Genomic DNA, 24,570 nt, shown 5'->3' on the forward strand with positions numbered 1-24,570 from the left:
TTCGGCAACAATTGCAGTGGCAGTATCCCAAAACGCCGTGCCGCCGTTGGAAGCTCGAGTGAACGCGGACGAGCCCTTCACACATAGCAAAACGCTGGACCATCGCACCGGAAAGCCTTTTCGGAATTTTGGTCACCGTGGGGTAATCGTAGCCATGTAAGACGCGCGTGCAAAATATCGGCGCACGGCCCATTGATAGTCCGGGACCGTCGCAAATTCCTAGGAAAGTCGCCTGAACTACGTCTGAGCACAGTAAAGTAAGTTGCCAGACGGGCAAAACCACTTCGTCGTGCGGCCTCTTGCGACCGGCCAACGCTGCACTCTGCCATTGATTTGAACGGTTGTTGCTGACCAAGGCCGATTTACAGTAGAACAGTTTCGTCATATCATGTTGTCACACTGCGACGTGATCGTCGGTTAAAAACTTATTATTATCAACGCTTTGCACACAATTGAATATGCTGTCCGATCCCTACCGTCGGAGCCAATCCCCCCATCTAGCCCATGTAAACAAGGGCTTTCAGAGATCCGAAGTCGAGGCTCGACGACGAGGTGCACATTTGGGTGCACACGGCGGTGCACAACGCGTGCACGAAAGGGCCAGTTCATGCCCCGCAATCGGAACCTGCCACCCCATCTCGAACGCCGACGGTCCGGCTATTTTCTGGCGCAGGTGCTTCCCCTGCCCTCAGATCCAAAGACCAAACTGGACCCCACCGAAAAAGTCGTTCCTCTGCTTTTCGCTTCGCACCCATCTCCCGCGCGAAGCGAAGGTCCTGGCCCGTCGTCTGACAGCCATGAGCGACACGGTCTTCGCCGCTGCTGCGGAAACGACCATGACGATTGCGCCCCATATCCGGGCCAGACTGCTTAAGACCCTCGTCCGGTTAGAGATCAAAGCGTTCGAAGGTGCGCGCGCCGTGTCCGGCTATTGCACCGCGGATGGACGAACGCCGCAAACGATTGCTGGTTCGGCCGGATGTAATTAGCTGACCATCTACTTGCGGAAAATTGCACCCTGACGATGGCCTGAACGCAGCGCCATAGGGACGTCCGAAGCGCTCCGTTCATGGTGCTGCCGCTGGGGCGCGCTTGCCGACGAACATGACCTTCGCGCCCTGCGGGTCGTCCGCCTGGATCATCCAGTCGCCCTGGTCACCCGGCAGTTCCATCGGACCCTCCCGCACTTTGCCGCCGCCCGACTCGACCGCCGCCTTTGTCGTGTCGATGTCGGCGACGGCGAATGCGACGTGCCAGGCTGGCGGGGTACCCGGCACGGGGGCATCCATCATCGCTCCGAACATGTCAACGTCGTCCCGGCCGATGAAGGTATAGTCGCCCATGCCGGGCATCGGCATCGCGCCTGTCTTGGTCCAGCCGAAGAGCGCGCCGTAGAAATCCAGCGCAGCCTTCTGGTCGGAGGTCACAAGCTCGTTCCAGCAGCAATGGCCGGGCGCCATCTGGTCGAAGGCGGTGCTGTCGGCGTCGCTGTCGCCACGCATCAGATAGAACATCGCGCCCTGCGGGTCGGCAACGAAGGCGAAACGCCCGACGCCGGGAATGTCCTGTGGCGCCATGTGGATGCTGCCGCCCAGCCTTTCGACTTTCGCAGCCATGGCGTCCACGTCCGAGACACCGAAATAGATTGTCCAGATCGGGGCGAACGACGCGCCGTCCGGCGCCTTCATCACGCCGCCGACGCCAGCGCCGTCGGCGGCAAAGGTGCGGTAGTCCCGCTCCATTCCGCCTGACGGCTTGTCGAAGGTCCAGCCCATGACCTTGCCATAGAAGTCCTGGGCCGCATCCGGCGCGTCGGTCATCAGTTCATACCAGACCGGAGTTCCGTCGCGATTGGTCATTTGCCGTCTCCCTTGCGTCCCATTTCGAAGATCGGAGCGAAGCCGCCGAAGATCATGCGCTTTCCATCGAACGGCATGTCAGCGGGCGGCGTCATGCTTTCATCTTCCATCATCTTCTTCTCGGCGGCATCGGCCGTCGCCCGGTCCGGCCAGACGATCCATGAGAACACGACCGACTCATTTTCCTTGGCCAAAACCGCGCGGCGAAAGTCGGTGACCTTGCCGTCCCGCACGTCCTCACCCCAGGCCTCCATGATCTCGAGGGCACCGTAGCCCTTGAACATGTCGGCTGCCTCGGCCGCCATCTTCCGGTAGTCTTCCTTGCGATCGTCAGGGACCGGGATCAGAAATCCGCTGATATAAGTCATGGTTGGCGTTCCTTTCGATGTGAGGTGGTCGGATATGTGTGACCGGATCAACTCCTGTTGCAGCGGTTGGAGCGATTCCGCTCTTGCATGCAGCTTGTGACTTGGCGCCTCGTCAGTCGTCGAGCTTCGGATACCAGTTCTCGCCGCGTCCTTCGGGTGTCGTGTCGAGGAGGATCCAAAGCGGGTTCATGTCGGGTGCGTTGTGGGGGTCCTGGCCGGGGTCGGCGATTTCCATACCACCCTCGGCGCTGTAGAAATGGCGGACAGTGCCGTTCTTTTTCTGAAACACCGTGTAGGCGGGCGCGTCGGCGTCACGCTCACCGACGTAATCCGCCGTGTAATCACCCGATGGGTCGGAATAGAAGGTCAGCCCGGTCCAGCCGCGGTCCTTGGCGTAGGCGAGGATGCGCGAGATCGGCGAACGGGCGACGACGCCAAGTGCAACGCGCTTCTTGATGTGCCGGGCCTCGCCGTCCCACGCATCAAGTTGGGCTGAACACATCGGACAGCCCTGCTTGCGGTCCGGGCCATACATCATCGAGTAAAGGATCAGCGTGTCGTGATCACCGAACATGCCGCTCAGCTTGACGGGTCCGTCCTCGCTCTCGAAGAGATAATCCTGGGTGATTTCAGCGCCGGGCGGCAAGGCGCGCCGCTGTGCGGCGACGCGCTGGATATGACGCCGCAACTCGATTTCTTCGGCCAGTAGCGCAGTGCGTGCCGCGCGATACGCTGTGCTTTCACCCGGCCATTGCGCCGGCGCCGCGCGGGCCAGATCTTTCGCAGGTTTCAAGGGGTCAGTCGCCATCGAATCTTCCTTCCGTTGACAATATTGTTGATATCAACGTATATCACCTGATGTCAAATATTGTTCCCGTCCAAGCCACTTTCGGCATGACCTTGCGGGTCCGCGACACGTGCCTATGCCTTCACACGCAGCGTGCCGCCCGCGCCATCGCCCGCAGATTCGACGAGGCCTTGCGGCCGGTAGACCTCAGAAACGGCCAATTCTCTCTGCTGATCTCGTTGAACCGGCCCGAACCGCCGACGCTGGGGTCAGTCGCACAGCTTCTCGCAATGGACCGCACGACGTTGACGGCGAACCTCAAGCCGCTGGAACGGCGTGGCTTGCTTGCGATAACCCCTGATCCAGAGGACCGCCGCGCCCGTCGATTGACCCTGACCGCCGACGGCCTCGCGCTGCTGGAACGGGCCATTCCGATCTGGAACACGACCCACGAGGCGATCGAGACCGAGCTCGAGACCGACGCCGATCGCCTTCGCAGCGATCTGACTGCGCTCACGGCGGCGACCGCTGCGAAACCGGCACGCGGGACGTGACCATCATCCGGAGCATATGTGGTTTCGAAGTTCCTAACTGACCGCAGCAAGCTCCAACACGCACGTCTTTGCCGCAAACGCCTGATAGAGATCACGGACCCTGCTGGCTGAGTTCGGGAAGGTCCAGTCCAGTGCGTATGCGTAGAGCAAGTTTTTTCCGCTCGCATATGTCCGCGGAATAGCTTTCGAAAAAGAAGGCTCCAATCCGACCTCGTCGCGCATGTCGCCAAGATCCGCATATCTGATCAGCACGGTTTGCGGACACACCCAACGTTTTTGCCCTGACCCTCTTCCGGTCGACCTCGCAGACCCGCACAATCGTTTTCGGAAGAAGCGCCTTGGCGGGACGGCCTGTTGCGCTAGTTGCCTGCAGCAAGCCAGTTTCAACGTCGTCGGTGCCATCGCTGTAAGGAGCCATACCCCTCATGAATATTCGTCATCTTCTCGCCGCCGTCAGCGCCTCGGCCATTCTGGCCACGACGGCACAGGCCGATATCACAGTCTCCTCCAAGATCGACACGGAAGGCGGATTGCTGGGCAACATCATTGCCCTGGCCCTCGAAAACGCGGGCCTGCCGGTCGAGCGGCGACTGCAGCTGGGCGGCACGCAGGTGGTGCGCGAGGCGCTTCTGTCGGACCAGATCGACATCTACCCCGAATACACCGGCAACGCGGCCTTCTTCTTCAACGAAGCGGACAGCGATGTCTGGAAGAACGCCGAGGCCGCGCATGACCGTGCGGCGGAACTCGATGCTGCACAGAACGACGTCACGTGGCTCGACTCCGCGCCGGCCAACAACACTTGGGCGATTGCCGTGACCGGCCCCTTGGCAGAAGACAACGACCTGTCGACGATGTCGGACTTCGGCGCCTGGGTCGCCGGTGGCGGCGAGGTGAAGCTTGCAGCCTCGACGGAATTCGTGTCCTCGCCCGCCGTGCTGCCCGCCATGCAGACGACCTATGGCTTCACCCTTTCGCCCGACCAGACGGTCATCCTGTCGGGCGGTGACACCGCCGCGACGATCCAGGCCGCGGCGCGCGGCACCTCTGGCGTGAACGCCGCGATGGTCTATGGGACCGACGGCGGTGTGGGTGCGACGGGCCTCGTGGTGATGGAGGACGACAAGGGCGTGCAGCCGGTCTACGAGCCGACCCCCATCGTCCGGGCCGAGGTGCTGACCGAATATCCGGCCATCGCAGACGTCCTCAACCCGATCTTCGGCGGGCTGGACATGAAGACGCTGCAGGACCTCAACGGCCGCATCCAGGTCGGCGGTGAACCGGCAGAGGCCGTGGCCCGCGACTACCTGACGACGACGGGCGTGCTGAACTGATCGGCACCGCGATGTCTGCAAGGACATCCGCCGGACCACTGTCGATGCCCGGGGTACTCTTCGCGATCCTCGGGCTCGCAGCCCTGACCACGCCGTTCATGACGCTGGCGGCCAACCGGATCGTCGCGGGCGACGGTGTCGCGGCGTGGCGTCTTGCCAGCCCCGGGGCGACCGTCCCGGGGCTTCTTTGCATCGTCACGGGCCTTTTGCTGGGCCTTTGGGGCGCCCGACCCCGCTTGCGGCTTGCGGGGGCCGCGACTGGTCTCGCCGGGCTGGTCTGGCTGCTGATGGCCGGGGCAGAGGCGCTGCTGACAGACGCCGGCACCTATGCGCGCGTGTCGCCCGACGTCGGGTTCTGGTGCCTGCTGACGATCCTTGCCCTGCTGATGGCGGACGCCATATCGGCCCTGTCACCGGGCCCGCTCGCCAGAGCGGCCTTGCTGGTCGTGGTACTCGCGACGCTCGCACTGGTTTTCTGGTCAGGCGTCCTGTCCGACCTGTCCGTGATGAAGGAATTTGCGGTCCGTCAGCAGGCCTTTGTCCGCGCGACGCTGCAGCACCTTGGCCTTGCCTTCGGATCACTGGCTGCCGCTGCCGTCATCGGATTTCCCGTCGGGATCCTCTGCCATCGCAACGGCCGCCTGCGGGACGGCGTGCTGCCGGTCCTCAGCTTTCTGCAGACAATTCCCTCGCTCGCGATGTTCGGCCTGATGATCCCGATTCTGGGCTGGGTGGGCCATACGGTGCCGGGGGCGCAGGCCATCGGAATTGCCGGGATCGGCTTCGCGCCGGCTTTCATCGCGCTGGTGCTCTATGCCCTGCTGCCGGTCGTGGCCAATACGGTTGCCGGTCTGGGCGCAGCCCCCCCTGCAGCGCTGGAGGCAGCCCGCGGCATGGGCATGACGCCGGTGCAGCGCCTGCGGCGGGTCGAACTGCCTCTGGGGCTGCCTGTCATCCTGACGGGCCTGCGCATCGTGCTGGTCCAGAACATCGGCCTTGCGGTCATCGCAGGGCTGATCGGCGGCGGCGGCTACGGCACCTTCGTGTTCCAGGGCCTGAACCAGACGGCGACGGACCTTATCCTGCTGGGCGCCCTGCCGACGGTCCTTCTCGCCCTCGTGGCCGCCATCGTCATGGATATCCTCGTCGATCTGACCCGCAAGACACCGGAGCCCGCGCCATGATCGAGATCGACGGGATCACCAAGCTCTATGACGGTCTGCCCGCCGTCGACGATGTCACGATGACGGTCGATACGGGCACCATCACGGTCATCGTCGGCACCTCCGGGTCCGGCAAGACGACCTTGCTGCGGATGATCAACCGGCTGGAAGAGCCGACCTCCGGCAGCGTGCGGATCAACGGAGAGTCCACGCAGGCGGTCTCGCCGCACATCCTGCGGCGGCGGATCGGATACGCCATTCAGGGTCATGGTCTCTTTCCGCACTATACCGTGGCGCGCAACATCGGCGCGGTGCCGGCCCTGCTGAAATGGCCGGCACAGCAGATCGCAGAGCGCGTCGACCAGTTGCTGACGCTGTTCTCGATGGACCCCGCGCAGTTCCGCGACCGCTATCCGGCGGAACTGTCCGGCGGACAGCAGCAGCGCGTCGGCGTGGCCCGCGCGCTGGCGTCACGCCCCGATCTTCTGCTGATGGACGAACCCTTCGGCGCACTCGACCCCGTGATCCGCGCCCGTGCGCAGGACGACCTGCGCCGGATCCAGCGGCGGCTGGGGTCGACGATCATGCTGGTCACCCACGACATGGAGGAAGCGATCCGCCTTGGCGACCGGGTGGCCGTGATGGATGCGGGGCGCCTCGTGCAATATGGCGCACCGGCAGAGATCATCGCACGCCCGGTCACCGACTTCGTCGCCGACATGGTGGGCCGGGTAGAGCGTCCACTGCGCCTTCTGTCACTGGCGACGCTGTCCGAACTGGTGGAGGACGGCGCCGCCGAGGGCGAGGCACTGCCGGTCGACGCAAGCCTGCGCGACGCGCTGTCCGCCTGCCTGTGGACGGGGCGCGATGCGGTCCCCGTGGAACAGGACGGCGCGGTGATCGGACGCGTCACGTTCGATGCGATCCGCGCCCGGGCGCGCGTGCATCCGTGAAGGCGGGGCAGATCCTGCGCGGTGGCATGGTGCTGCTTCTCGTCGCTCTGGTGCTTCGCCCGGAATGGTTCTACGCGGTGCTGGCGCCCTTCGCACCGACGGGCGGGCCGGTCATCTACGAACGTGCCTCGCTGCTGTCGCTGTCGCTCAGCCATCTGGGTCTGGTCGCGGGGGCCTCCGGCCTGGCGACGGTGGTGGCGGTGACGCTGGCGATCCTCGTGACGCGGCCGCTCGGCGCCCCCTTCCGGCCGCTGTCGCGGACGATCACGAACATGGGGCAGACCTTTCCGCCCGTGGCCGTTCTGGCGCTGGCCGTCCCGATTCTCGGTTTCGGCGCGGGTCCGACGCTGGTGGCGCTTTTCCTCTATGGCCTGCTGCCGATCTTCGAGAATGCGATGACGGGTCTGTCGACCCTGCCGCCCGCGACCATGGACGCGGCGCGCGGTATCGGGCTGAACCGCTGGCAGTTGCTGCTGCGGGTCGAACTGCCGCTGGCGCTGCCGGTGATCCTGACCGGGATCCGGCTGTCCATCGTCATCGCCCTCGGCACCGCAACGATCGGGTCGACCGTGGCCGCCCGGACATTGGGCGAGGTCATCATCGCCGGCCTGCTGACGAACAACACCGCCTTCGTGATTCAGGGCGGCCTGATCGTCGGGCTGTTCGCCGTCATCATCTACGACGCCCTCGTCCGACTGGAAGCCTACTGCGCACGGCGGACGGGCCAGTAGGGCCGGGCCGACCCGTCACCATTTCCATCGCGGTCGCGCCTCCCGGCCCCCTGTCAAAAGGGCAGCAGGCGGCAGGGAACGCGGATGGTTTCCATGTTCGCCGCTCTTTCTCCGACCAGTGCGAATGCCGTTTCCAGCATCTTGCCGACATCCTGTTCCACCATCCCGACATTCCCCGGCAGGAACGATCCAAAGGGATCGAAATCGAAACACCCGTACCGGACCCGGCTTCGGGCCGCGCCAAGGCCCGCATGCCATTGCACCACCCCTTCGAGAGAGATCGTCGAGTTGACGAACAGGCCCGTCGGACCCTCCGGCGCGAAATCGTCGAGCAGTGATCGCGCCGTCTGCGCGGAATAGCCCCGGGCCATGATATGATCCTCCGGGATCGCGATCCCGCGGTCGGCATGCGCCGCCTCGAACCCGGCGATCCGGGCAGAGGTGTTGTGATCCTCCCGCCGTCCGCCGACGAAGCGCAGCGGCCCGGCCCAGCCCAGATCGCTGGCGCAGCGGTCCATGATCAGATGGGTCAGGTCCCGCGCCGCCGCGTGGTTGTCGGAAATGACCGACGGCGCCAGCGTTCCCGGCAGATCGAGGTTGATCGACTGCACGCCTGATGCCTTGCAGAAGGCAGAAATGCGGTCGGGGTCCGTCGCCCCGGTCGAGATGAGGCATTCCGCCTGATAGGACACCAGCTCCTTCGCGGCCTCGAACTCCAGCTCCGGATCGCGCTGGGTGCAGGTCACGACGGGAAACAGGTTGCGGTCCCGCGCCATCGCCTCGAACTCTTCCGCGATGTGACCGAAGTAGCGGTTGTCGTATTTTGGCACGATCATCCCGATGATGTGCGACCGCTCGCGCCGCAGCAGGCTGGCCTGTGCATTGACCGCATAACCCTCCTGCTCTGCAATGCGCAGCACGCGGTCGGCGAGCGACCGGCTGAGCCTGCGCTTTTGCCATGACCCGTTCAGGACGGCGCTGACGGCACTGGGCGACGCCCCCGCCAACGCCGCGATGTCGTAGATCGTCGTCCGCTTCGCGTCGTTGCGCATCCTGCCTCCTCAATCATCCCGAAAGATATCTTGACCGAGTTCAATCGATGCAGCAAGTTTGCACAATCGATTGTGCAACGAATCAATCGACGACATCGCGGAGCGATCCGTTGGGAGGATGCCAAGGATATCGTTGATGGCCGCCCGGTCGCATGACCGGACGCCAGCGCCGCGATCCTGTGCCGCAGCGATGTGAAAACTGGGATCGGAGGAGATATCTCATGAAGACTTCAATGACATTGACGGCCGCTTCGGCGCTGGCCGTGGCTTTCTGCGCCACCGGGGCTGCAGCGCAGACCGTCGCATTCCTGATGCCCGATCAGGCGTCGACCCGCTACGAGGAGCATGACTGGCCGGGCTTCCAGGACGCGATGAAGACCGAATGCCCCGACTGCCAGCTCGTCTACCAGAACGCCAACGGCGACGTGGCGCTGCAGCAGCAGCAGTTCAACTCGGTCATCGCGCAGGGGGCCAAGGTCGTCGTGCTCGACCCGGTCGATTCGGCAGCCGCCGCGGCGCTGGTGGAAATCGCCCACAGCCAGGACGTGAAGGTCATCGCCTACGACCGCCCAATCCCGGATTCGCCCGCTGACTTCTACGTGTCCTTCGACAACGAGGGCATCGGGTACGCCATCGCCCAGTCGCTGGTCGACAAGCTGAAGGCGGACGGCGTGGCGGACGGCGCGGGCGTTCTGCAGATCAACGGATCGCCCACCGACGCGGCCGCCGGTCTGATCCGCGACGGCATCGACCGGGCGCTGGACGGATCGGTCTACAAGACCTTGTCCGAATACGACACGCCGGACTGGGCACCGCCCAAGGCGCAGGAATGGGCCGCCGGCCAGATCACGCGCTTCGGCGCCGACATCAAGGGCATCGTGGCCGCCAACGACGGCACCGGCGGTGGTGCCATCGCCGCGCTGAAGGCCGCGGGCGTCGACCCCCTGCCCCCGGTCACCGGCAACGACGCGACCATCGCGGCGCTGCAGCTGATCATCGCGGGCGACCAGTACAACACGATCTCCAAACCCTCGGAAATCGTGGCGGAGGCCGCGGCCAAGGTCGCCAAGACCCTGCTGGACGGCGGCACGCCCGAGGCTTCGACCACCCTCTACGACACCCCCTCGCAGCTTTTCGTGCCGGCGGTCGTGACGCAGGAAAACATCAAGGCCGAGATCTTCGACAAGGGCATCCAGACCCCCGAGGAGGTCTGCACCGGCGAATACGCAGAGCCCTGCAAGACCATGGGCATCATGCAGTAAACATCGACGGGTGCGGCGCAAGGCGCGCCGCACCCCTTCCTTGGGAGGGGACATCATGGAACAGGCATCTGCCGCGCATGCGCCCGGCGAACTGATCCTGCGCCTGCGGGGCGTGGGCAAGAAATTCGGCGCCGTGACGGCGCTGGAAGACATCGACCTCGATGTCCACGCGGGCGAGGTCGTGGCCCTCGTCGGCGACAACGGGGCCGGCAAGTCGACGCTGGTCAAGGTGCTGGCCGGCGTGCACCAGCCCACCTCGGGCACGATCGAGGTGCAGGGCAAGGCCGTCACCCTCGACACCCCCGGCAAGGCGCTGGAGCTTGGCATCGCCACGGTCTTTCAGGATCTGGCCCTGTGCGAGAACCTCGATGTCGTCGCCAACCTCTTTCTCGGGCACGAGATTTCGCCCTGGCGGATGGACGAGGTGCAGATGGAGGTCCGCGCCTGGACCCTGCTGCAGGAACTCGCCGCCCGCATCCCCTCGGTGCGCGAACCCATCGCGTCCCTGTCCGGCGGCCAGCGCCAGACCGTCGCCATCGCGCGGTCGCTGCTGCTGGAACCGCAGATCATCATGCTGGACGAACCGACCGCCGCCCTTGGGGTCGCCCAGACCGCCGAGGTGCTGAACCTGATCGAACGGGTCCGCGCACGCGGTCACGGGGTGATCCTGATCTCGCACAACATGGAAGACGTCCGCGCCGTCGCCGACCGTATCGTGGTGCTGCGGCTGGGCAAGAACAACGGCGTCTATACCGCCGAGACCTCGCATCAGGAACTGGTCGCGGCGATCACCGGGGCGAACGAGAACGCCGTCTCGCGCCGCGCCGCACGCAAACTCGAGGAAGTGGATCAGGGCTGATGGCACAGGACATGCAAACCAAGGCAACAGGTGCACGGCTCGATCAGGGCGACAGTCGCGTCCGCCACGACACGGGGCTGTCCGGGGCCCTGCGCGGCTTCGTCGATCGGGTCAGTTCCGGCGATCTGGGAATGCTGCCGGTCGTCGTCGGCCTCGTGCTGATCTCGGTCGTGTTCAGCCTGCTGAACCCCGTCTTCCTCGCCCCGGCCAACCTCGTCAACGTGCTCTTCGATGCCGCCGCCGTCGGGTTCATCGCCCTCGGCGTGGTCTGCGTCCTGCTGCTGGGAGAGATCGATCTGTCCATCGGTTCAATGAGCGGTCTGTCCTCCGCCATCATCGGCGTGCTCTGGATCAACACGGGCCTGCCGCTGGCCGTGGCCATCGCCGGATCGCTCGCCATGGGCGCGCTTGTCGGCGTGGTCTACGGCGTCCTGCGCAACAAGTTCGAGATGCCAAGCTTCGTGGCGACGCTCTCCGGCCTGCTGGCGCTTCTCGGCCTGCAACTCTACATCCTCGGGCCCACGGGGTCGATCAACCTGCCCTTCAGCTCGCCGCTAGTCCGCTTCGGACAGATCCTGATCATGCCGGCGTGGCTGTCGTATCTGGTCGCCATCCTGCCGGGCGTGCTAATTGTCATCGGGGCGGTCCGCACCAATGCGCAGCGCACGGCGGCGAACCTGTCCTCGCCCGGGATTAGCATCGCTATCGCCAAGGCGGCCGTCCTCACCCTCGGCCTCGTCTTCGCGGTCTACTACCTCGAGCTCAGCCGCGGCGTGCCGTGGATGTTCGGCGTCTTCGTAATGTTCGTCGTGCTATTGGATTACGCGCTGGTGCGCACCCAGTGGGGCCGGTCAATGTTCGCCGTCGGCGGCAACGCCGAAGCCGCGCGCCGGTCCGGCATCAATGTGCAGCGCATCCGCATGTCCGCCTTCATGGTCTGTTCGACCTTCGCGGCGCTGGGCGGTGTCTTCGCCGCTGCCCGCCTCGCCTCGGCCAGCCAGCAGGCCGGATCCGGCGACGTGAACCTGAACGCCATCGCCGCGGCGGTGATCGGCGGCACCTCGCTTTTCGGCGGGCGCGGGTCGGCGTGGTCGGCGCTGCTCGGCGTGCTCGTCATCATGGCGATCTCGAACGGGTTGACGCTGCTGAACCTGTCGTCCTCGCTGCGCTACATGATCACGGGGGGTGTCCTTGCCGTCGCCGTCATCGTCGACAGCCTTGCCCGCCGGTCCCGCGCCAGCCACGGCCGCGCGTAAATCACAGGATAAGAAAATGACGAACCGCATGGACAACAAGACCGCTGCCATCACCGGCGCGGCATCGGGGATCGGGCTGGAATGCGCCCGCATCCTGATCGAGGAAGGCGCGCAGGTCGTCCTGATCGACCGCGCCGCCGACCGCCTTCACGCCCTGTGCGAAGAGTTGGGCGACAATGCCAAACCCTTGGTGATCGACCTACTCGACGGGCCACAGGTCAGCGGCATGGTCCCGAAGATCGAGGCGCTCGTCGGCCCGCTCGACATCTTCCATGCCAATGCCGGGGCTTACGTCGGCGGTCCGGCGGCAGAGGGCGACCCGGACGTCTGGGACCGGATGCTGAACCTGAACATTAACGCCGCCTTCCGCAGCGTGCAGGCGGTGCTGCCCGGCATGATCGACCGCAAGAGCGGTGACGTGATCTTCACCAGTTCCGTCGCCGGCGTGGTCCCCGTGGTGTGGGAGCCGATCTACACCGCCTCCAAATTCGCCGTGCAGGCCTTTCTGCACGCGACACGCCGACAGGTATCCCAATACGGCATCCGCATGGGTGCCGTCCTCCCGGGGCCAGTCGTCACGGCCTTGCTGGACGACTGGCCGAAGGAGAAGATGGAGGAGGCGCTGGCCAACGGATCGCTGATGCAACCGCGAGAGGTGGCAGAGGCCGTTCTGTTCATGCTGACCCGCCCCCGCGGCGTGGTGATCCGCGACATGGTCATCCTGCCCAACAGCGTCGACCTGTGACGGGACGGGGGACCGGCATGACTCAGCAAACGGACAAGACCGACGGCTACCTGCTCGGCGTCGATGTCGGCACCGGCAGCGCACGCGCGGGCGTCATCGCGACCGACGGAACCCTCGTCGGCACCGACAGCCACGCCATTGTCCTGCACCGTGACGGCGACTGCGTCGAGCAATCAAGCGAGGACATCTGGCAGGCCGTCGCACAGGCTGTCCGCGGTGCCGTCGCCAAGGCCGGTATCGCGCCGGGCGACATCCGCGGGATCGGCTTCGACGCCACCTGCTCGCTGGTCGTCCTCGGCTCGAACGGGGTGCCACTGCCGGTGGGCGATCCCTCTCACCCGGAACGGAACATCATGGTCTGGATGGATCACCGCGCGCTTGAACAGGCCGAGCGCATCAATGCCACAGGCCACCGCGTCCTCGATTACGTCGGCGGCCGCATCTCGCCAGAGATGGAAACGCCGAAGCTTCTCTGGCTGAAGGAAAACCGCCCCGACATCTACGCCGCCGCATGGCAGTTCATGGATCTGACCGACTACCTGACGTGGCGGGCCACCGGCGATCTGGCCCGTTCGGTCTGCACGGTCACGTGCAAGTGGACCTATCTGGCGCACGAGGATCGCTGGGACGCCGACTATTTCCGGACCGTCGGGCTGGCGGACCTGGCGGAGGACGGGTTTCGCCGCATCGGAACGCGGATCGTGCCCGCCGGCACGGCCCTCGCGAGCGGCCTGACGGCGGCGGCTGCAGATGACCTTGGACTGCCGGCGGGAACACCTGTCGGCGCGGGCCTGATCGACGCCCATGCGGGCGGCATCGGGTCCGTCGGTGCCGCAGGCGGCGGCGGGGCCACCGCCAACATGGCCTATGTCTTCGGCACTTCGTCCTGCACCATGACCAGCACAACCGCGCCCGTCTTCGTGCCCGGCGTCTGGGGGCCCTATCATTCGGCGATGGTGCCGGGTCTCTGGCTGAACGAGGGCGGCCAGTCCGCCGCCGGTGCCGCCATAGAACAACTGCTTCTTCACCACCCGATGGCACCCGAGGCGTCGGCCATGGCCGATGCGGCCGGCCTGTCCCTCCCCGCCTTTCTGGCACGGCAGGCAGAGAAGACGCTGGCCGGGTCGCAGGATGCCGCCCAGCTTGCGGGCCGCATCCATGTCGTGCCGGAATTCCTCGGCAACCGCGCGCCCTTTGCCGAACCGGACACGCGTGCCGTCATCGCGGGCCTTGGCATGGCGCGCGATCTCGACAGCCTCGTCGCGCTTTACATCGCGGGTCTGTGCGGCATCGGCTATGGCCTGCGCCAGATCATCGACGCGCAGACCCGCGCCGGTGCGCCGGTCGCACGGATCATCATCAGCGGCGGGGCCGGTCGCAGCGCGCTGGTGCGCCAGATCCTCGCCGATGCCACCGGGGTCGAACTGACCTCTCCCGCCACGGCAGAGCCGGTGCTGCTGGGCGCCGCGATCCTCGGCAGCGTGGCGGCGGGCGTCCATCCCGACATTCCCGCCGCCATGGCCCGCATGTCGTCCTTCGCCGCACGTTTCGCGCCGCAGGGCGGGGCCGTGCGCGACCTGCATCAGGCCCGGTTCGACACCTTCACGCAGCTTCAGTCGGTGGCGCGCAGGATCGCGGGTCAGCAGGGCGAGCCGCCGAGGGCATAGCCCTGTCACCGCGCCGGTCATCCAGCGCCACGGCCGTCCCATACGATCCCAAGGTGGCACCCCGTTGCCAAGCCCGGCCCGACGCCTTAACCCGGCAGCCAGCAAACAGGAGCTGCACCATGGGTGAAATCACGCTCGTCCGTCACGGGCAGGCCAATTCCGCCGCCACGACAGAGGCGGAATACGACCGCCTGTCCGACCTTGGCCACAGCCAGGCGAAATGGCTGGGCGACTGGATGCGCGACCATGACCGGCCCTATGACGTCGTCCTGTCCGGTACCCTGCGGCGCCAGCGGGAAACCGTCGCCGGCATGGGCTTTCCAGACGCGGCCACCGACGACCGTCTGAACGAGATCGCCTACTACGACCTGACACACGAGATGAAGGCGGTCCACGGCACCGACCGCGCCGGCCCCGAGGATTTCGTCACCCATTTCCCCGCCACCCTGACCGCCTGGCGGGCAGGAGAGATCGGCGGCGCCGAATACTACGACGACTTCCGCGCCCGCGTGAAGGATGTCATGGACATGGCGGCACAGCCGGGCCGGCGCGTGCTGTGCGTCTCCTCCGGCGGGATCATCGCGCAGGCGATTTCCGATGTCCTCGGCCTCGACATCCCGCAGATGGCGCGCATCGCCCTGCCGATCCTGAACACCTCCGTCCACCGGATCCAGATCACCGACCACGGGCCGCTCGTGACCTGCTACAACAGTGCACCGCACCTCGATACCGCCGCACGCGCGGACCAGCGCACCTTTTACTGAAAGCACACCCATGCTGACCCTGCATTACAATCCCCTGACCGTCGCCCCCGTCGTCGCCATCGTGATGGAGGAGCTGGAACTGGACTACACGCCGGTGCTCGTCGACTTCCGCGCGGCGCAGCAGACCTCTCCCGCCTACCTGGCCCTGAACCCCAAGGGACGGGTGCCGACGCTGGAAACCCCGCACGGCGTCATCACCGAGACCGGTGCGATCCTCGACTGGCTCGCCGCCGTGCATGGCCCGCACCTCGTCCCCGACGACCCCTTTCAGGCGGCCCGGATGAGAGAGACGATGTATTACCTCGCCTCCACCCTGCATGTGAACTACGCCCACGCCCTGCGCGGCGCCCGCTGGGCCGATCTGGAAACCTCCTGGGCCGACATGTCCGCCAAGGCGCCGCACACGATGGCGGCGTCGCTGGCCTACCTCGAAGGACACCTCGACTTCGCCCCCTTCGCCATTGGCACGGGCCTGACGCTGGCCGATCCGTGGCTTTTCGTCCTGACGGGTTTCGCGACGCGGCTGAACATCGACCTTGCGCAGTTTCCGAACCTGTCGGCCCATCAGGTGCTGATGAACGACCGCTACGCCGTCCGGGCCGCGCGCAACAAGGGGATGCTGGCATGACACACCTTTGGGTCCGCGCGGAATCCCGCGATCACGAGGCGCGCGTCGGTATCATGCCGCTGGGCGTGACGGAACTGGTCCGGCAGGGCATGCGCGTCACGGTCGAGGACAGCACGCAGCGCATCGTCCCCACCGCCGACTACGCCGCCGCCGGGGCAGAGATCGCGCCGGAAGGGTCGTGGCCGGAAGCCCCGCTTGACGCGCTGATCTTCGGCCTCAAGGAACTGCCCGCCGACGGCACGCCCTTGCGCCACACGCACATCATGTTCGGCCATGCCTACAAGGGCCAGCCCGACGGGCGCGTCCTGCTCGACCGGTTCCGGGCGGGCGGCGGGCGTCTGCTGGACCTTGAATACCTGATAGAGGAAGGCGGCCGCCGCGTCGCCGCCTTCGGCTACTGGGCGGGCTACGCAGGGGCCGCCGTCAGCCTGATGTGCTGGATGGCGCAGCAGCGCGGTCAGGTCATGGGACCGGTCCGCGCCGTCCCGTCGCAATCGCATCTGCTGGCCGACCTGCAGGGCGATCTCGTGCAGCTCGGCACGCAGCGTCCGACCGCACTCATCATCGGGGCGCTGGGGCGCGTCGGCACCGGGGCGGCCGACCTGTGCCGCGACATGGGGGTCGCCACGACCAAATGGGACATGGCCGAAACCGCCTCCGGCGGGCCGTTCCCCGAAATCCTGCAGCACGAGATGTTCTTCAACTGCATCCTCGCCCGTCCCGGCACGCCCGTCTTCGTGCCCGCCAGCGCCAAGGTCGCCGACCGCCGCCTGAGTGTGATCGGCGACATCGCCTGCGACCCCGACAGCGATTTTTCCCCGATCAAGGTCTACGACCGCGTGACGACATGGGACGCCCCCGCCCTGCGGGTCCACGACTCACCGGTCCTCGACGTCACCGCCATCGACAACCTGCCGTCGCTGATGCCGCTCGAATCCTCTCAGGACTTCGCCGACCAGTTGCTGCCGCACCTGGCGACGCCAGAGTCGGACGTCTGGGAACGCGCGGCAGAAATCTTCCGCCGCGCGATGGCCTAGCTCTTGGGGCGAAAGATGCCGTAGTAGGCCCAGTCCGGCAGGAACTGCCCCAGCCGGAACAGCCACGAGAACATGACCGGAAAGCTCTTCTTGAACCGGGTCGGGTTGTTCATGTGGTCGAATATCTCGGTCGCGGCGTCCTCGGGCTCCATGATGAACGGCATGTTGAAATCGTTCTTCTCGGTCAGCTGGGTCTTGACGAAGCCGGGATTGACGACCTGCACATCGACCCCGGTCTTGCGCAGGTCTGCGTACATGCACTCTGCCAGCGACATGATCGCAGCCTTCGACGCCGTATATCCGATGGTCCCCGGCAGCCCCCGGAACGCCGTCAGGCTGGAGGTCACGACGATGTGCCCCCGGTCACGGGCGGTGAAATCCTTCATCACGCTGCCGATCACCCGGCTGGCACCGACGTAGTTCACGTCCGCCATCTGCTCTGCCTGCCTGTTGTCCCATTCGGACGACCGCATCGGCCAGTAGACGCCCGCCAGATAGACCAGTCCGTCGATCTCTCCCACCTGCTTGCGCGCGGCCTCGACCGAGTCCAGATCCGACACGTCCACCGTCACCCATGACGCCCGGCCCGGCAGTTCGGCGACCAGCGACCGCAACCGATCCTCCGACCGGGCAGAGACGATGACCTCGACGCCGACGCGGCTCAGCTTGTGCGCCAGCGCGCGGCCCAGACCCTCGCTCGCGCCCACGATCCAGTATCTCTTGCCTTGCCAGTCCACGTCGCTCTCTCCTGTCGGTTGGTCCCCTTCAGATAGCCCCGGACCCGCGTTCCTCAAGCGGCGTGGCCCACAACAGGGCAATTGCCAGCAGTTTCAGGCCGCAAGGCACGCCTGCGTAAAGCCACGTCAGCAGCGTCAGGGCCCCCGCCGGGCTGTCGCCGCCGGACACGAACCCTGCCTGTTCCAGTAGTGGCAGCAGCACGACGGCGGCAAAGGCCAGCGTCAGCTTGTTGACGAGGCTCCACAGCCCGAACCCCTGCCCGCCGTTGGGCGACACGACCGCCATCCGCCGCGCGAACATGGCGGGCAGCAGCGTCAGGTCGGCCCCGATGCTGGCCCCCGACAGCACGCAGACGATGGCAAAGGCCACCTGATCCCCCGCCCCCAGCCGCAGGGTGTAGCCGAAGGACACGACCGCCAGCGCCATCGCCGCCAGCAACACCCGTTTCGCGCCGAACCGCCGCGCAAGGGCCGACCAGAATGGCGAGGAACAGGCCGCGGCGAGGAAGAACAGCACTAGCAGTGGCCCCTCCCACCCCGGCGCCTGCAGGCGACCGTCGACATAGAACAGGAACAGGGTCGATGACACCGCCAGCGGCGTCGCGTTCACCAGCGCCAGCAGCAGCAGCCGGCGCGTGATGCCGTCCGATAGGATCGTGCGGATCGGCGTCGCCTCGGCCACCGTCCGGCCCCGCCACTCCGGCCACATGACGACCGCCGCGACCAGCGCGAGCACCGCAAAGCCCCAGGCAAAGACGGCAAAGGGCGCGGCCACGGCGCCCATCAGCAGCGTCGGCGCGATGGCGGCGGCGCAGATGCCCAGCAAAGCCCCCGTCTCGCGCCAGGCCGCCAGCCTGACGTGGCCGTCGTCGCCCGTTCCCGCCTTGGCGATGCCCTGCGCATAGAAGTTGATCGTCAGGAAGGAAAATGCGCTGAACAGCGCGGTGATCGTGATCCCGAACCACCACAACGGCGCGACCGGCGGCGGCACCGCGAAAAGGCCCAGCATCGCCAGCGCCAGCAGCACGACGCCCCCCGTCACCGCCAGCGCCTTGCGCCGGTCCAGCCGCTCGCTGACCCAGCCCAGCGCCGGGTCCTGCACCACGTCCACCAGCCGCAAGGCCGCCAGCAGCGCGCCCAGCGCCGTCAGGCTGACGCCATAGGTGTCGGCATAGTATTTCGGCGCGTAGATGTAGATCGGCAGCCCGGCCGCGTTGACAATCGCCGCAAACAGCGCGAAGGCGGGCAGCCGCGTCAACTGACCTCGTCCGTCGGCGGCTTGGACCAGCGCCGGAACGTCGCGCCCTTCCACCACAGCTTGACCGCCTGCCAGTGAATCAGCGCCAGCACCCGCCGCGACCCGAAGGGCCGCCGCAGGATGGCGCGGATGATCCTCCCGTTCGTCAGCGGCCGCCGCGCCCCGCTCAGCGTCGCGACCAGACCGCCTTCACCCCGGGTATAGTCGATGCGGATGTCGATGGCCTCTGACGTGATGTCAAAACGGAACACATATCCGCCTGAAATCGGCTGAAAAGGCGAGACATGAAATATCTTCTCCGCCGTCAGCCGCGTTTCCGCGGTGATCGGCGCAAGGTCCGGCGTGCGGCACAGATAGGAATGACGGTCGCCAAAGGTATTGCCCACCTCTGCAATCACGCAGCGCAGCACGCCCGCATCGTCATGGATCAGCCAGAAGCTGACCGGATTGAACACATGCCCCAGCACCCGCGGCTGCGCCAGCAGGTCGATCCTTCCGGTCAGGTCGACCCCGTTCGCCTTCAACACCTGCCGCACCCATTCCGCACCCCGCCCGTCCTTGATGGCCCCGCCGTGGTCGCGGTCGTGCAGCGCCATGACCCCGCGCCGGTTTCGGCCGAACAGTGCCGGCCCCCGCACCGCCGCCTCTGCATCGCAGATCACGTAGTCGATGGAATAGCGAAAGGCGTTCTTCACCGCCCCCTTGCGCCCGTGAAAGGTCTGGCCGGCGACATGATCGATGCCAGAGCTCATCGCCCGCTCACTCCGCCGCCAGTTCCAGCCGCTCGTTCGCATTCAGCGCGGTCACGACGTCATAAGCCGACGACAGCCCGTCCTCGTGAAAGCCGTTCTTCATCCAGGCCCCGCAGAACCACGTCCGGTTCGCGCCGTTCATCGCCTGTGCCCGCGCCTGCGCCGCCAGCGCCGCCGTGTCGTAGACCGGGTGTCGCAGGGTGGTCTGGTCCCAGATCAGTTCCTCGCGGATCGGGCGCGTGGTGTTCAGCGTGACCATGAAGTTCTGCTCACCCAGCCAGGGCTGCAGCGAGTTCATCCAGTAGGTCAGGTCGATCTGGTCGCTGCGCTTGTCATGGGTCTCGGTATAGATCCACGACGCCCAGACCTTGCGCCGCCGCGGCATGATGGCCGTGTCCGAATGCAGCACCACGCTGTTGGGCTGGTAGCGGATCGCGCCCAGCACGGCACGCTCGTCCGGCGTCGGATCGGCCAGCAGCGCCAGCGTGTCGTCGGAATGGCTGGCAAAGACCACCTCGTCGAAATCCTCCCACTCCGACCCCGTCCCGCGCACCTGCACCCCCGACGGCCTGCGCCGCACGCCTGCAACCGGCGTTCCCAGCCTGACATCGACGCCGCGCCGGTCCAGATCGGCGGCCAGACGCTGCACGTACTGGGTGCTGCCACCCTCTACCGTGTACCACTGGTGCTGGCCCGTGGCGCCCAGCAGCGCGTGATTGTCGAAGAAGCTCAGCAGCGCGAAGGCAGGGAAGTCGAGGATCTTCTCCTTCGGCGTGGACCAGATCGCGCCAGAGAACGGCAGCAGGTAGTGATCGCGGAAATAATCCGACAGGCCCAGCTTGGCCAGCAGCCCCCCGATGGTCAGATCCGTGTCCCGGCAGGCCGCCAGCCCGTGCTTGTTGAAATGCAGCACGTCGCGCACCATCCGCAGGAAATACGGATTGCCCGCGTTGCGCCGCTGCGCGAACAGCGCGTCGAGAGAGGTCAGCGCATATTCCAGCCGCCCGCCGCCAAATGACGCGCCGAAGCTCATGTTGCTTTTCACCACCGGCACCGACAGGTGGTCGAACAGCGCCGCCAGATGTGGATAGTTCGCGTAGTTGAACACGATGAACCCGGTATCGACGGCCACATCGCCCTTTGGCCCTGCCATCCGCGTCCGCGCATGGCCTCCCAGCCGCGGACAGGCCTCGAACAGCACGACCCGGTGATCCCGTGCCAGCGCATGGGCCGCGCCCATGCCTGAAATGCCGGCACCGATCACGGCCACCTTGCGCGGCAGATTGGTCGAGGTCTCGAATGGCATGCAGGCGTCTCCGTCGCGGGCGTGAGTGCTTATGGCACAGGCACGCAGGGGCGGGTAAAAAGGTTGCTGGTATGCCGCGTGGTCAACTGTCGCAGCTTCAGTTCCAGGCCAGCGGGGTCAGCACCTGCCCCACCTGCATGAAGCCGTCGCCGTTCCGGTCGAAATAGAAGGTCTTGCCCGGATAGGCGCCGCGCACGACGTACTGGCCGTCTTCCAGCGTCAGGATGCCCGGCCGCCCGGTCGACGAGTCACCACAGACCGCCCGGCCCTGCTGGCAGGGCACGAACTTGTAGGTCTGGATCGTGCGCAACGGGTTCGGATCACGGGTAATCGCCGAAATCGCGACGCCGTCGGTAAAGGGTGTGTCGCCGAACGCATCGGTCGCGGCAGCCCCGATGGCGCGGGGCCCATCGCCGAAAGAGGTTGAACAGGCGCCAAGGGCCACAAGGGCAAGGGCGATCAGCGGCTTCATCATCATGTCAGTCCTTTTCCGTCCACGTCAGTCTTGGCCGCTGGCCCGCCGCGGCGCAAGAGGCAAAGGCGCGCTCTCCACCACCGGGACCACTTCCTCGAAATCGAAGTTGTCCAGCCGGTCCGCCCGCTTGCCCGCCCGCGTCGCCGCCGTCAGCACGCCCGCCACGTCCTCGCCCGCCTGCCGCAGGTGCGTCTCCAGCTTGCCGGCCTTCTCTGTGATGATCTCCACGTCGCGGTGCAGCTGCTTCAGCGCCGTGCGGATCGCCCCCGCCTGTTCGCGCATTCGCGCGTCCTTCAGGATCGCACGCATCGTGTTCAGCGTGGCCATGCATGTGGTGGGCGACACGATCCAGACCCGCGCATCGAAGCCCGCACGCACCACCTCCGGCAGGCGGGCATGCAGTTCCGCATAGACCGCCTCGGACGGCAGGAACATGATGGCGCCATCCGCCGTCTCGCCCTCGATGATGTATTTCTCACTGATGTCGCGGATATGTTTGCGCACCGCATAGGCCAGCGCCCGCAGGGCATTGGCTTGGTTGTCACGCCCTTCGGCGGCGGTCAGCGCTTCCCAGGCTTCCAGCGGGAACTTGGCATCGATGACGAGCGGCCCCGGCGGGTTCGGCAGGTGCACGATGCAGTCCGCCCGCTTCCCGTTCGACAGCGTGTGCTGCAGGGTAAAGCTGTCCGCGGGCAGCGCCTTGCCCACGATGTCGGTCAACTGGATCTCGCCGAACAGGCCCCGCCGCTGCTTGTTCGACAGGATGTCCTGCAACGACAGCACGTCGCCCGACAGCTTCTCGATATTGGTCTGGGCGCGGTCGATGGTGGCCAGCCGTTCCTGCAGCGCCGTCAGCTGCTTGGCGGATTTCTCCGCCGATCCGGTCAGCGTCTCCTTCATGCGCTCCTGCACCTCCGCCAGCCGCCGCTCCATGGTGCCAAGGACATGGGTCTGCGCCACGCTCTGCGCCTCGGCCACGGTGCTGATGTTGGCAGCCAGCTGAGTCTGCCCGGTGCCCAGCGCCTGCATGTAATCCGACAGCTGCCCCATCTGGCCGGTCAGGTCGCGCATCGCCTGCCCCTGCCGCCGCGATCGCCACAAAGCCGCCAGCACGATCAGCAGCACCGCCCCCGCGAGCAACATGGCAGGATCGGTCAGCGCGTAATTCTGGTCGCCCAGCCGGATCATGTGCGCCCGAACAGCCGTTCGATATCGGTCATCGACAGGGTGACGGAGGTCGGCCGCCCATGGTTGCACTGCCCGGAAAGGGGCGTCGCCTCCATCTCTCGCAGCAGGGCGTTCATCTCCGGCCCCGACATGCGCCGCCCTGTCCGGACAGACCCGTGGCAGGCCATCCGGCTCAGGATCGCGTCGATCCGCGCGCGCAGCGGCGCCGTATCGCCCCCGTCCTGCAACGCGTCCAGCACGTCGAGGATCAGCCGCTTCGCATCCACCGTGCCAAGGATCGCCGGCGTCTCGCGCACTGCGATCGCACCGCCGCCAAAAGGTTCGATGCTCAGCCCCAACCCGGCCAGATCCTCGGCCACCGCCAGCAGCTGGTCCGCCTCCGCCGGTGTCAGATCGACGATCTCCGGGATCAGCAGGGCCTGCGCCGGCACGCCCTTGTCCGCCATCTGCGCCTTCAGGCGCTCGTAGACCAGCCGCTCGTGCGCCGCATGGGCATCGACGATGACCAGCCCCTCTGCCGTCTGCGACAGGATGTAGTTCTCGTGCAACTGCGCCCGCGCCGCCCCCAGCGGCAGGCGTTCCGCCCCGCCCTGATCCTCCGCCACCGGCTCGATCCGGGCAGAGGGTTGTTCCGCGAACCCCGATTGAAAGGTCATCGATGCCGCCGTGAACCGCGGTGACACCGAAGGCCGGTCCATCTGATAGACCCGCGCCGGACCCTGCGGCGCGGCCTGCGGCGTCATCGCCCCCAGCACCGCGTGACCGACGGTCGTGGCGCTGCGGTGCCCGGCGCCCGCCAGCGCATGACGGATTCCCGACACGATCAGCCCGCGGACGACGGCGGGATCGCGGAAGCGCACCTCCGACTTCGCCGGATGCACGTTGACGTCGACCAGCGTCGGGTCGCAGTCGACGAACAGGCAGGCCACCGGATGCCGGTCACGCGACATCACGTCCATATAGGCCGCCCGCAAGGCACCCAGCAGCATCCGGTCCCGCACCGGTCGCCCGTTCACGTTCAGATACTGCGCCACCGCCGCGCCCTTGGAATAGGTCGGCAGCGCCGCGGCGCCCGTCAGGTGGAACCCCTCCCGTTCCGCGTCCAGCGGCAGGGCGTTGTCGTTAAAGTCGCGGCCCAGCACCATGCGCAGCCGCCCCCGCAGGGCGTCGAACAGGTCGCCCGTCTCACCGTCGGCGCGGAACAGCGTCCGGCTGTCGCCCCCGGTCGCGTCGCGCAGCACGAAGGTCACGAAGGGCTCCGCCATCGCCAGCCGGCGCACCACGTCCACCACGGCCTGCGTCTCTGCGCGGTCAGTGCGCAGGAACTTCAGCCGCGCCGGGGTGGCAAAGAACAGGTCGGCCAGATCGACCTGCGTGCCCTTCGTCAGCGCCGCCGGCGTCACCGGACCCATCCGACCGCCCGTCACCTGCACCGTCGCGGCCCCCGCGCCGGATCGGCTGGTGATCGTCAGCCGTCCCACGGCGCCCAGTGATGGCAGCGCCTCGCCCCGGAACCCGAAGGAGTGGATGTTCAAAAGGTCCGTGCCGTCGATCTTGGATGTGGCATGCCGCGACAGCGCCAGCGGCAGGTCGTCGGCGGCGATGCCGCAACCGTCGTCCACCACCCGGATCAGGGTCTTGCCGCCGTCCGCGATCGTCACCTCGATCCGGGTCGCGCCCGCGTCGATGCTGTTCTCGACCAGCTCCTTCACGGCAGAGGCCGGCCGCTCCACAACCTCTCCGGCCGCGATGCGATTGATGGCGGCTTCGTCCAGCTGGCGGATCACCGGCCGCTGGACATCGCGCATCTGGGGTGCAGTCAAAGTCATGCCACA

24 protein-coding genes are annotated in these 24,570 nt (G+C 66.5%); 13 read left to right on the forward strand and 11 right to left on the reverse strand.

Annotation, left to right across the window (positions count from 1 at the left end; translation table 11 throughout):
- Positions 1-1,067 precede the first annotated feature (1,067 nt).
- The 3 genes from BUA54_RS14935 to BUA54_RS14945 all read right to left on the reverse strand — a co-directional run bounded on the left by BUA54_RS14935 (position 1,068) and on the right by BUA54_RS14945 (position 3,035).
- The gene (locus BUA54_RS14935; RefSeq protein ID WP_072858066.1) at positions 1,068-1,859 is read right to left on the reverse strand and encodes a VOC family protein; all 792 of its coding nucleotides are present in this window, start codon (positions 1,857-1,859) and stop codon (positions 1,068-1,070) included.
- Positions 1,856-2,227, reverse strand: a complete 372-nt coding sequence (locus BUA54_RS14940; protein ID WP_072858067.1) for a DUF1428 domain-containing protein — start codon at positions 2,225-2,227, stop codon at positions 1,856-1,858. The genes BUA54_RS14935 and BUA54_RS14940 overlap by 4 nt, the downstream gene beginning before the upstream one ends.
- A gap of 112 nt (positions 2,228-2,339) precedes the next feature.
- Entirely contained in the window at positions 2,340-3,035 is a 696-nt protein-coding gene (locus tag BUA54_RS14945; protein WP_072858068.1) for a DUF899 family protein, read from the reverse strand.
- Between the two features lie 86 nt (positions 3,036-3,121).
- On the opposite strand from BUA54_RS14945, the gene BUA54_RS14950 reads away from it, so the two are divergent.
- From BUA54_RS14950 to BUA54_RS14970, 5 genes are all read left to right on the forward strand, one after another.
- Positions 3,122-3,568 carry a MarR family winged helix-turn-helix transcriptional regulator gene (locus BUA54_RS14950; RefSeq protein ID WP_218588286.1) on the forward strand — a complete coding sequence of 149 codons (447 nt, stop codon included), beginning with the start codon at positions 3,122-3,124 and terminating at the stop codon, positions 3,566-3,568.
- A gap of 425 nt (positions 3,569-3,993) precedes the next feature.
- Positions 3,994-4,902 carry a glycine betaine ABC transporter substrate-binding protein OsmF gene (gene osmF, locus BUA54_RS14955; protein ID WP_072858070.1) on the forward strand — a complete coding sequence of 303 codons (909 nt, stop codon included), beginning with the start codon at positions 3,994-3,996 and terminating at the stop codon, positions 4,900-4,902.
- Positions 4,903-4,946: 44 nt separating this feature from the next.
- A complete protein-coding gene (locus BUA54_RS14960) occupies positions 4,947-6,086 on the forward strand; it encodes an ABC transporter permease (protein ID WP_245810702.1) in 1,140 nt (379 codons plus the stop codon).
- Positions 6,083-7,018, forward strand: a complete 936-nt coding sequence (locus BUA54_RS14965) for an ABC transporter ATP-binding protein (RefSeq protein WP_072858072.1) — start codon at positions 6,083-6,085, stop codon at positions 7,016-7,018. Before BUA54_RS14960 ends, BUA54_RS14965 begins: the two co-directional genes overlap by 4 nt.
- A complete protein-coding gene (locus BUA54_RS14970) occupies positions 7,015-7,749 on the forward strand; it encodes an ABC transporter permease (RefSeq protein ID WP_072858073.1) in 735 nt (244 codons plus the stop codon). Before BUA54_RS14965 ends, BUA54_RS14970 begins: the two co-directional genes overlap by 4 nt.
- Before the next feature lie 53 nt (positions 7,750-7,802).
- On the opposite strand, the gene BUA54_RS14975 is transcribed toward BUA54_RS14970, so the two are convergent.
- Complete coding sequence (locus tag BUA54_RS14975) at positions 7,803-8,801, reverse strand: LacI family DNA-binding transcriptional regulator (RefSeq protein WP_072858074.1); 999 nt, start codon at positions 8,799-8,801, stop codon at positions 7,803-7,805.
- Positions 8,802-9,022: 221 nt separating this feature from the next.
- On the opposite strand from BUA54_RS14975, the gene BUA54_RS14980 reads away from it, so the two are divergent.
- The 8 genes from BUA54_RS14980 to BUA54_RS15015 all read left to right on the forward strand — a co-directional run bounded on the left by BUA54_RS14980 (position 9,023) and on the right by BUA54_RS15015 (position 17,019).
- On the forward strand, positions 9,023-10,063 hold the full coding sequence (locus BUA54_RS14980; protein WP_072858075.1) for an ABC transporter substrate-binding protein: 1,041 nt from the start codon (positions 9,023-9,025) through the stop codon (positions 10,061-10,063).
- A gap of 55 nt (positions 10,064-10,118) precedes the next feature.
- Positions 10,119-10,922, forward strand: a complete 804-nt coding sequence (locus tag BUA54_RS14985) for an ATP-binding cassette domain-containing protein (RefSeq protein WP_072858076.1) — start codon at positions 10,119-10,121, stop codon at positions 10,920-10,922.
- Positions 10,922-12,178 carry a sugar ABC transporter permease gene (locus tag BUA54_RS14990; protein ID WP_072858077.1) on the forward strand — a complete coding sequence of 419 codons (1,257 nt, stop codon included), beginning with the start codon at positions 10,922-10,924 and terminating at the stop codon, positions 12,176-12,178. Before BUA54_RS14985 ends, BUA54_RS14990 begins: the two co-directional genes overlap by 1 nt.
- A 16-nt stretch (positions 12,179-12,194) precedes the next feature.
- Positions 12,195-12,923 (forward strand): SDR family oxidoreductase, encoded by a 729-nt coding sequence (locus BUA54_RS14995; protein WP_072858078.1) that lies wholly within the window; start codon positions 12,195-12,197, stop codon positions 12,921-12,923.
- Between the two features lie 17 nt (positions 12,924-12,940).
- Positions 12,941-14,590, forward strand: a complete 1,650-nt coding sequence (locus BUA54_RS15000; protein ID WP_072858079.1) for an FGGY-family carbohydrate kinase — start codon at positions 12,941-12,943, stop codon at positions 14,588-14,590.
- Positions 14,591-14,709: 119 nt separating this feature from the next.
- A complete protein-coding gene (locus tag BUA54_RS15005; RefSeq protein ID WP_072858080.1) occupies positions 14,710-15,354 on the forward strand; it encodes a histidine phosphatase family protein in 645 nt (214 codons plus the stop codon).
- 10 nt (positions 15,355-15,364) lie between these two features.
- Positions 15,365-15,982, forward strand: a complete 618-nt coding sequence (locus tag BUA54_RS15010) for a glutathione S-transferase family protein (RefSeq protein WP_245810704.1) — start codon at positions 15,365-15,367, stop codon at positions 15,980-15,982.
- Positions 15,979-17,019 carry a saccharopine dehydrogenase gene (locus BUA54_RS15015; RefSeq protein ID WP_072858081.1) on the forward strand — a complete coding sequence of 347 codons (1,041 nt, stop codon included), beginning with the start codon at positions 15,979-15,981 and terminating at the stop codon, positions 17,017-17,019. Before BUA54_RS15010 ends, BUA54_RS15015 begins: the two co-directional genes overlap by 4 nt.
- Here the strand turns inward: BUA54_RS15015 and BUA54_RS15020 are convergent.
- From BUA54_RS15020 to mutL, 7 genes are all read right to left on the reverse strand, one after another.
- Positions 17,016-17,756: an SDR family NAD(P)-dependent oxidoreductase gene (locus BUA54_RS15020; protein ID WP_072858082.1), complete on the reverse strand. Its 741-nt coding sequence runs from the start codon at positions 17,754-17,756 to the stop codon at positions 17,016-17,018. The two genes, BUA54_RS15015 and BUA54_RS15020, sit on opposite strands and share 4 nt — an antisense overlap.
- A gap of 28 nt (positions 17,757-17,784) precedes the next feature.
- Positions 17,785-19,014 carry an MFS transporter gene (locus BUA54_RS15025; protein WP_072858083.1) on the reverse strand — a complete coding sequence of 410 codons (1,230 nt, stop codon included), beginning with the start codon at positions 19,012-19,014 and terminating at the stop codon, positions 17,785-17,787.
- On the reverse strand, positions 19,011-19,766 hold the full coding sequence (locus BUA54_RS15030; RefSeq protein ID WP_072858084.1) for a DUF1365 domain-containing protein: 756 nt from the start codon (positions 19,764-19,766) through the stop codon (positions 19,011-19,013). The genes BUA54_RS15025 and BUA54_RS15030 overlap by 4 nt, the downstream gene beginning before the upstream one ends.
- Before the next feature lie 7 nt (positions 19,767-19,773).
- Positions 19,774-21,072: an NAD(P)/FAD-dependent oxidoreductase gene (locus BUA54_RS15035; protein ID WP_072858085.1), complete on the reverse strand. Its 1,299-nt coding sequence runs from the start codon at positions 21,070-21,072 to the stop codon at positions 19,774-19,776.
- A gap of 97 nt (positions 21,073-21,169) precedes the next feature.
- Entirely contained in the window at positions 21,170-21,550 is a 381-nt protein-coding gene (locus BUA54_RS15040) for a hypothetical protein (RefSeq protein ID WP_072858086.1), read from the reverse strand.
- A 21-nt stretch (positions 21,551-21,571) separates the two neighbouring features.
- On the reverse strand, positions 21,572-22,735 hold the full coding sequence (locus BUA54_RS15045) for a DNA recombination protein RmuC (RefSeq protein ID WP_072858087.1): 1,164 nt from the start codon (positions 22,733-22,735) through the stop codon (positions 21,572-21,574).
- On the reverse strand, positions 22,732-24,543 hold the full coding sequence (gene mutL / locus BUA54_RS15050) for a DNA mismatch repair endonuclease MutL (protein WP_425434978.1): 1,812 nt from the start codon (positions 24,541-24,543) through the stop codon (positions 22,732-22,734). Before mutL ends, BUA54_RS15045 begins: the two co-directional genes overlap by 4 nt.
- Positions 24,544-24,570 lie beyond the last annotated feature (27 nt).

Source organism: Loktanella atrilutea, from assembly GCF_900128995.1.
In the GTDB taxonomy this organism is placed as follows: Bacteria; Pseudomonadota; Alphaproteobacteria; order Rhodobacterales; family Rhodobacteraceae; genus Loktanella; species Loktanella atrilutea.

What these genes read in the sequence shown, in the direction of transcription:
- BUA54_RS14935 (WP_072858066.1), bottom strand. Translation starts at nt 1,859, where the DNA reads ATGACCAATCGCGACGGAACTCCGGTCTGGTATGAACTGATGACCGAC.
- BUA54_RS14940 (WP_072858067.1), bottom strand. Translation starts at nt 2,227, where the DNA reads ATGACTTATATCAGCGGATTTCTGATCCCGGTCCCTGACGATCGCAAG.
- BUA54_RS14945 (WP_072858068.1), bottom strand. Translation starts at nt 3,035, where the DNA reads ATGGCGACTGACCCCTTGAAACCTGCGAAAGATCTGGCCCGCGCGGCG.
- BUA54_RS14950 (WP_218588286.1), top strand. Translation starts at nt 3,122, where the DNA reads ATGACCTTGCGGGTCCGCGACACGTGCCTATGCCTTCACACGCAGCGT.
- osmF (WP_072858070.1), top strand. Translation starts at nt 3,994, where the DNA reads ATGAATATTCGTCATCTTCTCGCCGCCGTCAGCGCCTCGGCCATTCTG.
- BUA54_RS14960 (WP_245810702.1), top strand. Translation starts at nt 4,947, where the DNA reads ATGCCCGGGGTACTCTTCGCGATCCTCGGGCTCGCAGCCCTGACCACG.
- BUA54_RS14965 (WP_072858072.1), top strand. Translation starts at nt 6,083, where the DNA reads ATGATCGAGATCGACGGGATCACCAAGCTCTATGACGGTCTGCCCGCC.
- BUA54_RS14975 (WP_072858074.1), bottom strand. Translation starts at nt 8,801, where the DNA reads ATGCGCAACGACGCGAAGCGGACGACGATCTACGACATCGCGGCGTTG.
- BUA54_RS14980 (WP_072858075.1), top strand. Translation starts at nt 9,023, where the DNA reads ATGAAGACTTCAATGACATTGACGGCCGCTTCGGCGCTGGCCGTGGCT.
- BUA54_RS14985 (WP_072858076.1), top strand. Translation starts at nt 10,119, where the DNA reads ATGGAACAGGCATCTGCCGCGCATGCGCCCGGCGAACTGATCCTGCGC.
- BUA54_RS14990 (WP_072858077.1), top strand. Translation starts at nt 10,922, where the DNA reads ATGGCACAGGACATGCAAACCAAGGCAACAGGTGCACGGCTCGATCAG.
- BUA54_RS14995 (WP_072858078.1), top strand. Translation starts at nt 12,195, where the DNA reads ATGACGAACCGCATGGACAACAAGACCGCTGCCATCACCGGCGCGGCA.
- BUA54_RS15000 (WP_072858079.1), top strand. Translation starts at nt 12,941, where the DNA reads ATGACTCAGCAAACGGACAAGACCGACGGCTACCTGCTCGGCGTCGAT.
- BUA54_RS15005 (WP_072858080.1), top strand. Translation starts at nt 14,710, where the DNA reads ATGGGTGAAATCACGCTCGTCCGTCACGGGCAGGCCAATTCCGCCGCC.
- BUA54_RS15010 (WP_245810704.1), top strand. Translation starts at nt 15,365, where the DNA reads ATGCTGACCCTGCATTACAATCCCCTGACCGTCGCCCCCGTCGTCGCC.
- BUA54_RS15015 (WP_072858081.1), top strand. Translation starts at nt 15,979, where the DNA reads ATGACACACCTTTGGGTCCGCGCGGAATCCCGCGATCACGAGGCGCGC.
- BUA54_RS15030 (WP_072858084.1), bottom strand. Translation starts at nt 19,766, where the DNA reads ATGAGCTCTGGCATCGATCATGTCGCCGGCCAGACCTTTCACGGGCGC.
- BUA54_RS15035 (WP_072858085.1), bottom strand. Translation starts at nt 21,072, where the DNA reads ATGCCATTCGAGACCTCGACCAATCTGCCGCGCAAGGTGGCCGTGATC.
- BUA54_RS15040 (WP_072858086.1), bottom strand. Translation starts at nt 21,550, where the DNA reads ATGATGATGAAGCCGCTGATCGCCCTTGCCCTTGTGGCCCTTGGCGCC.
- BUA54_RS15045 (WP_072858087.1), bottom strand. Translation starts at nt 22,735, where the DNA reads ATGATCCGGCTGGGCGACCAGAATTACGCGCTGACCGATCCTGCCATG.
- mutL (WP_425434978.1), bottom strand. Translation starts at nt 24,543, where the DNA reads ATGCGCGATGTCCAGCGGCCGGTGATCCGCCAGCTGGACGAAGCCGCC.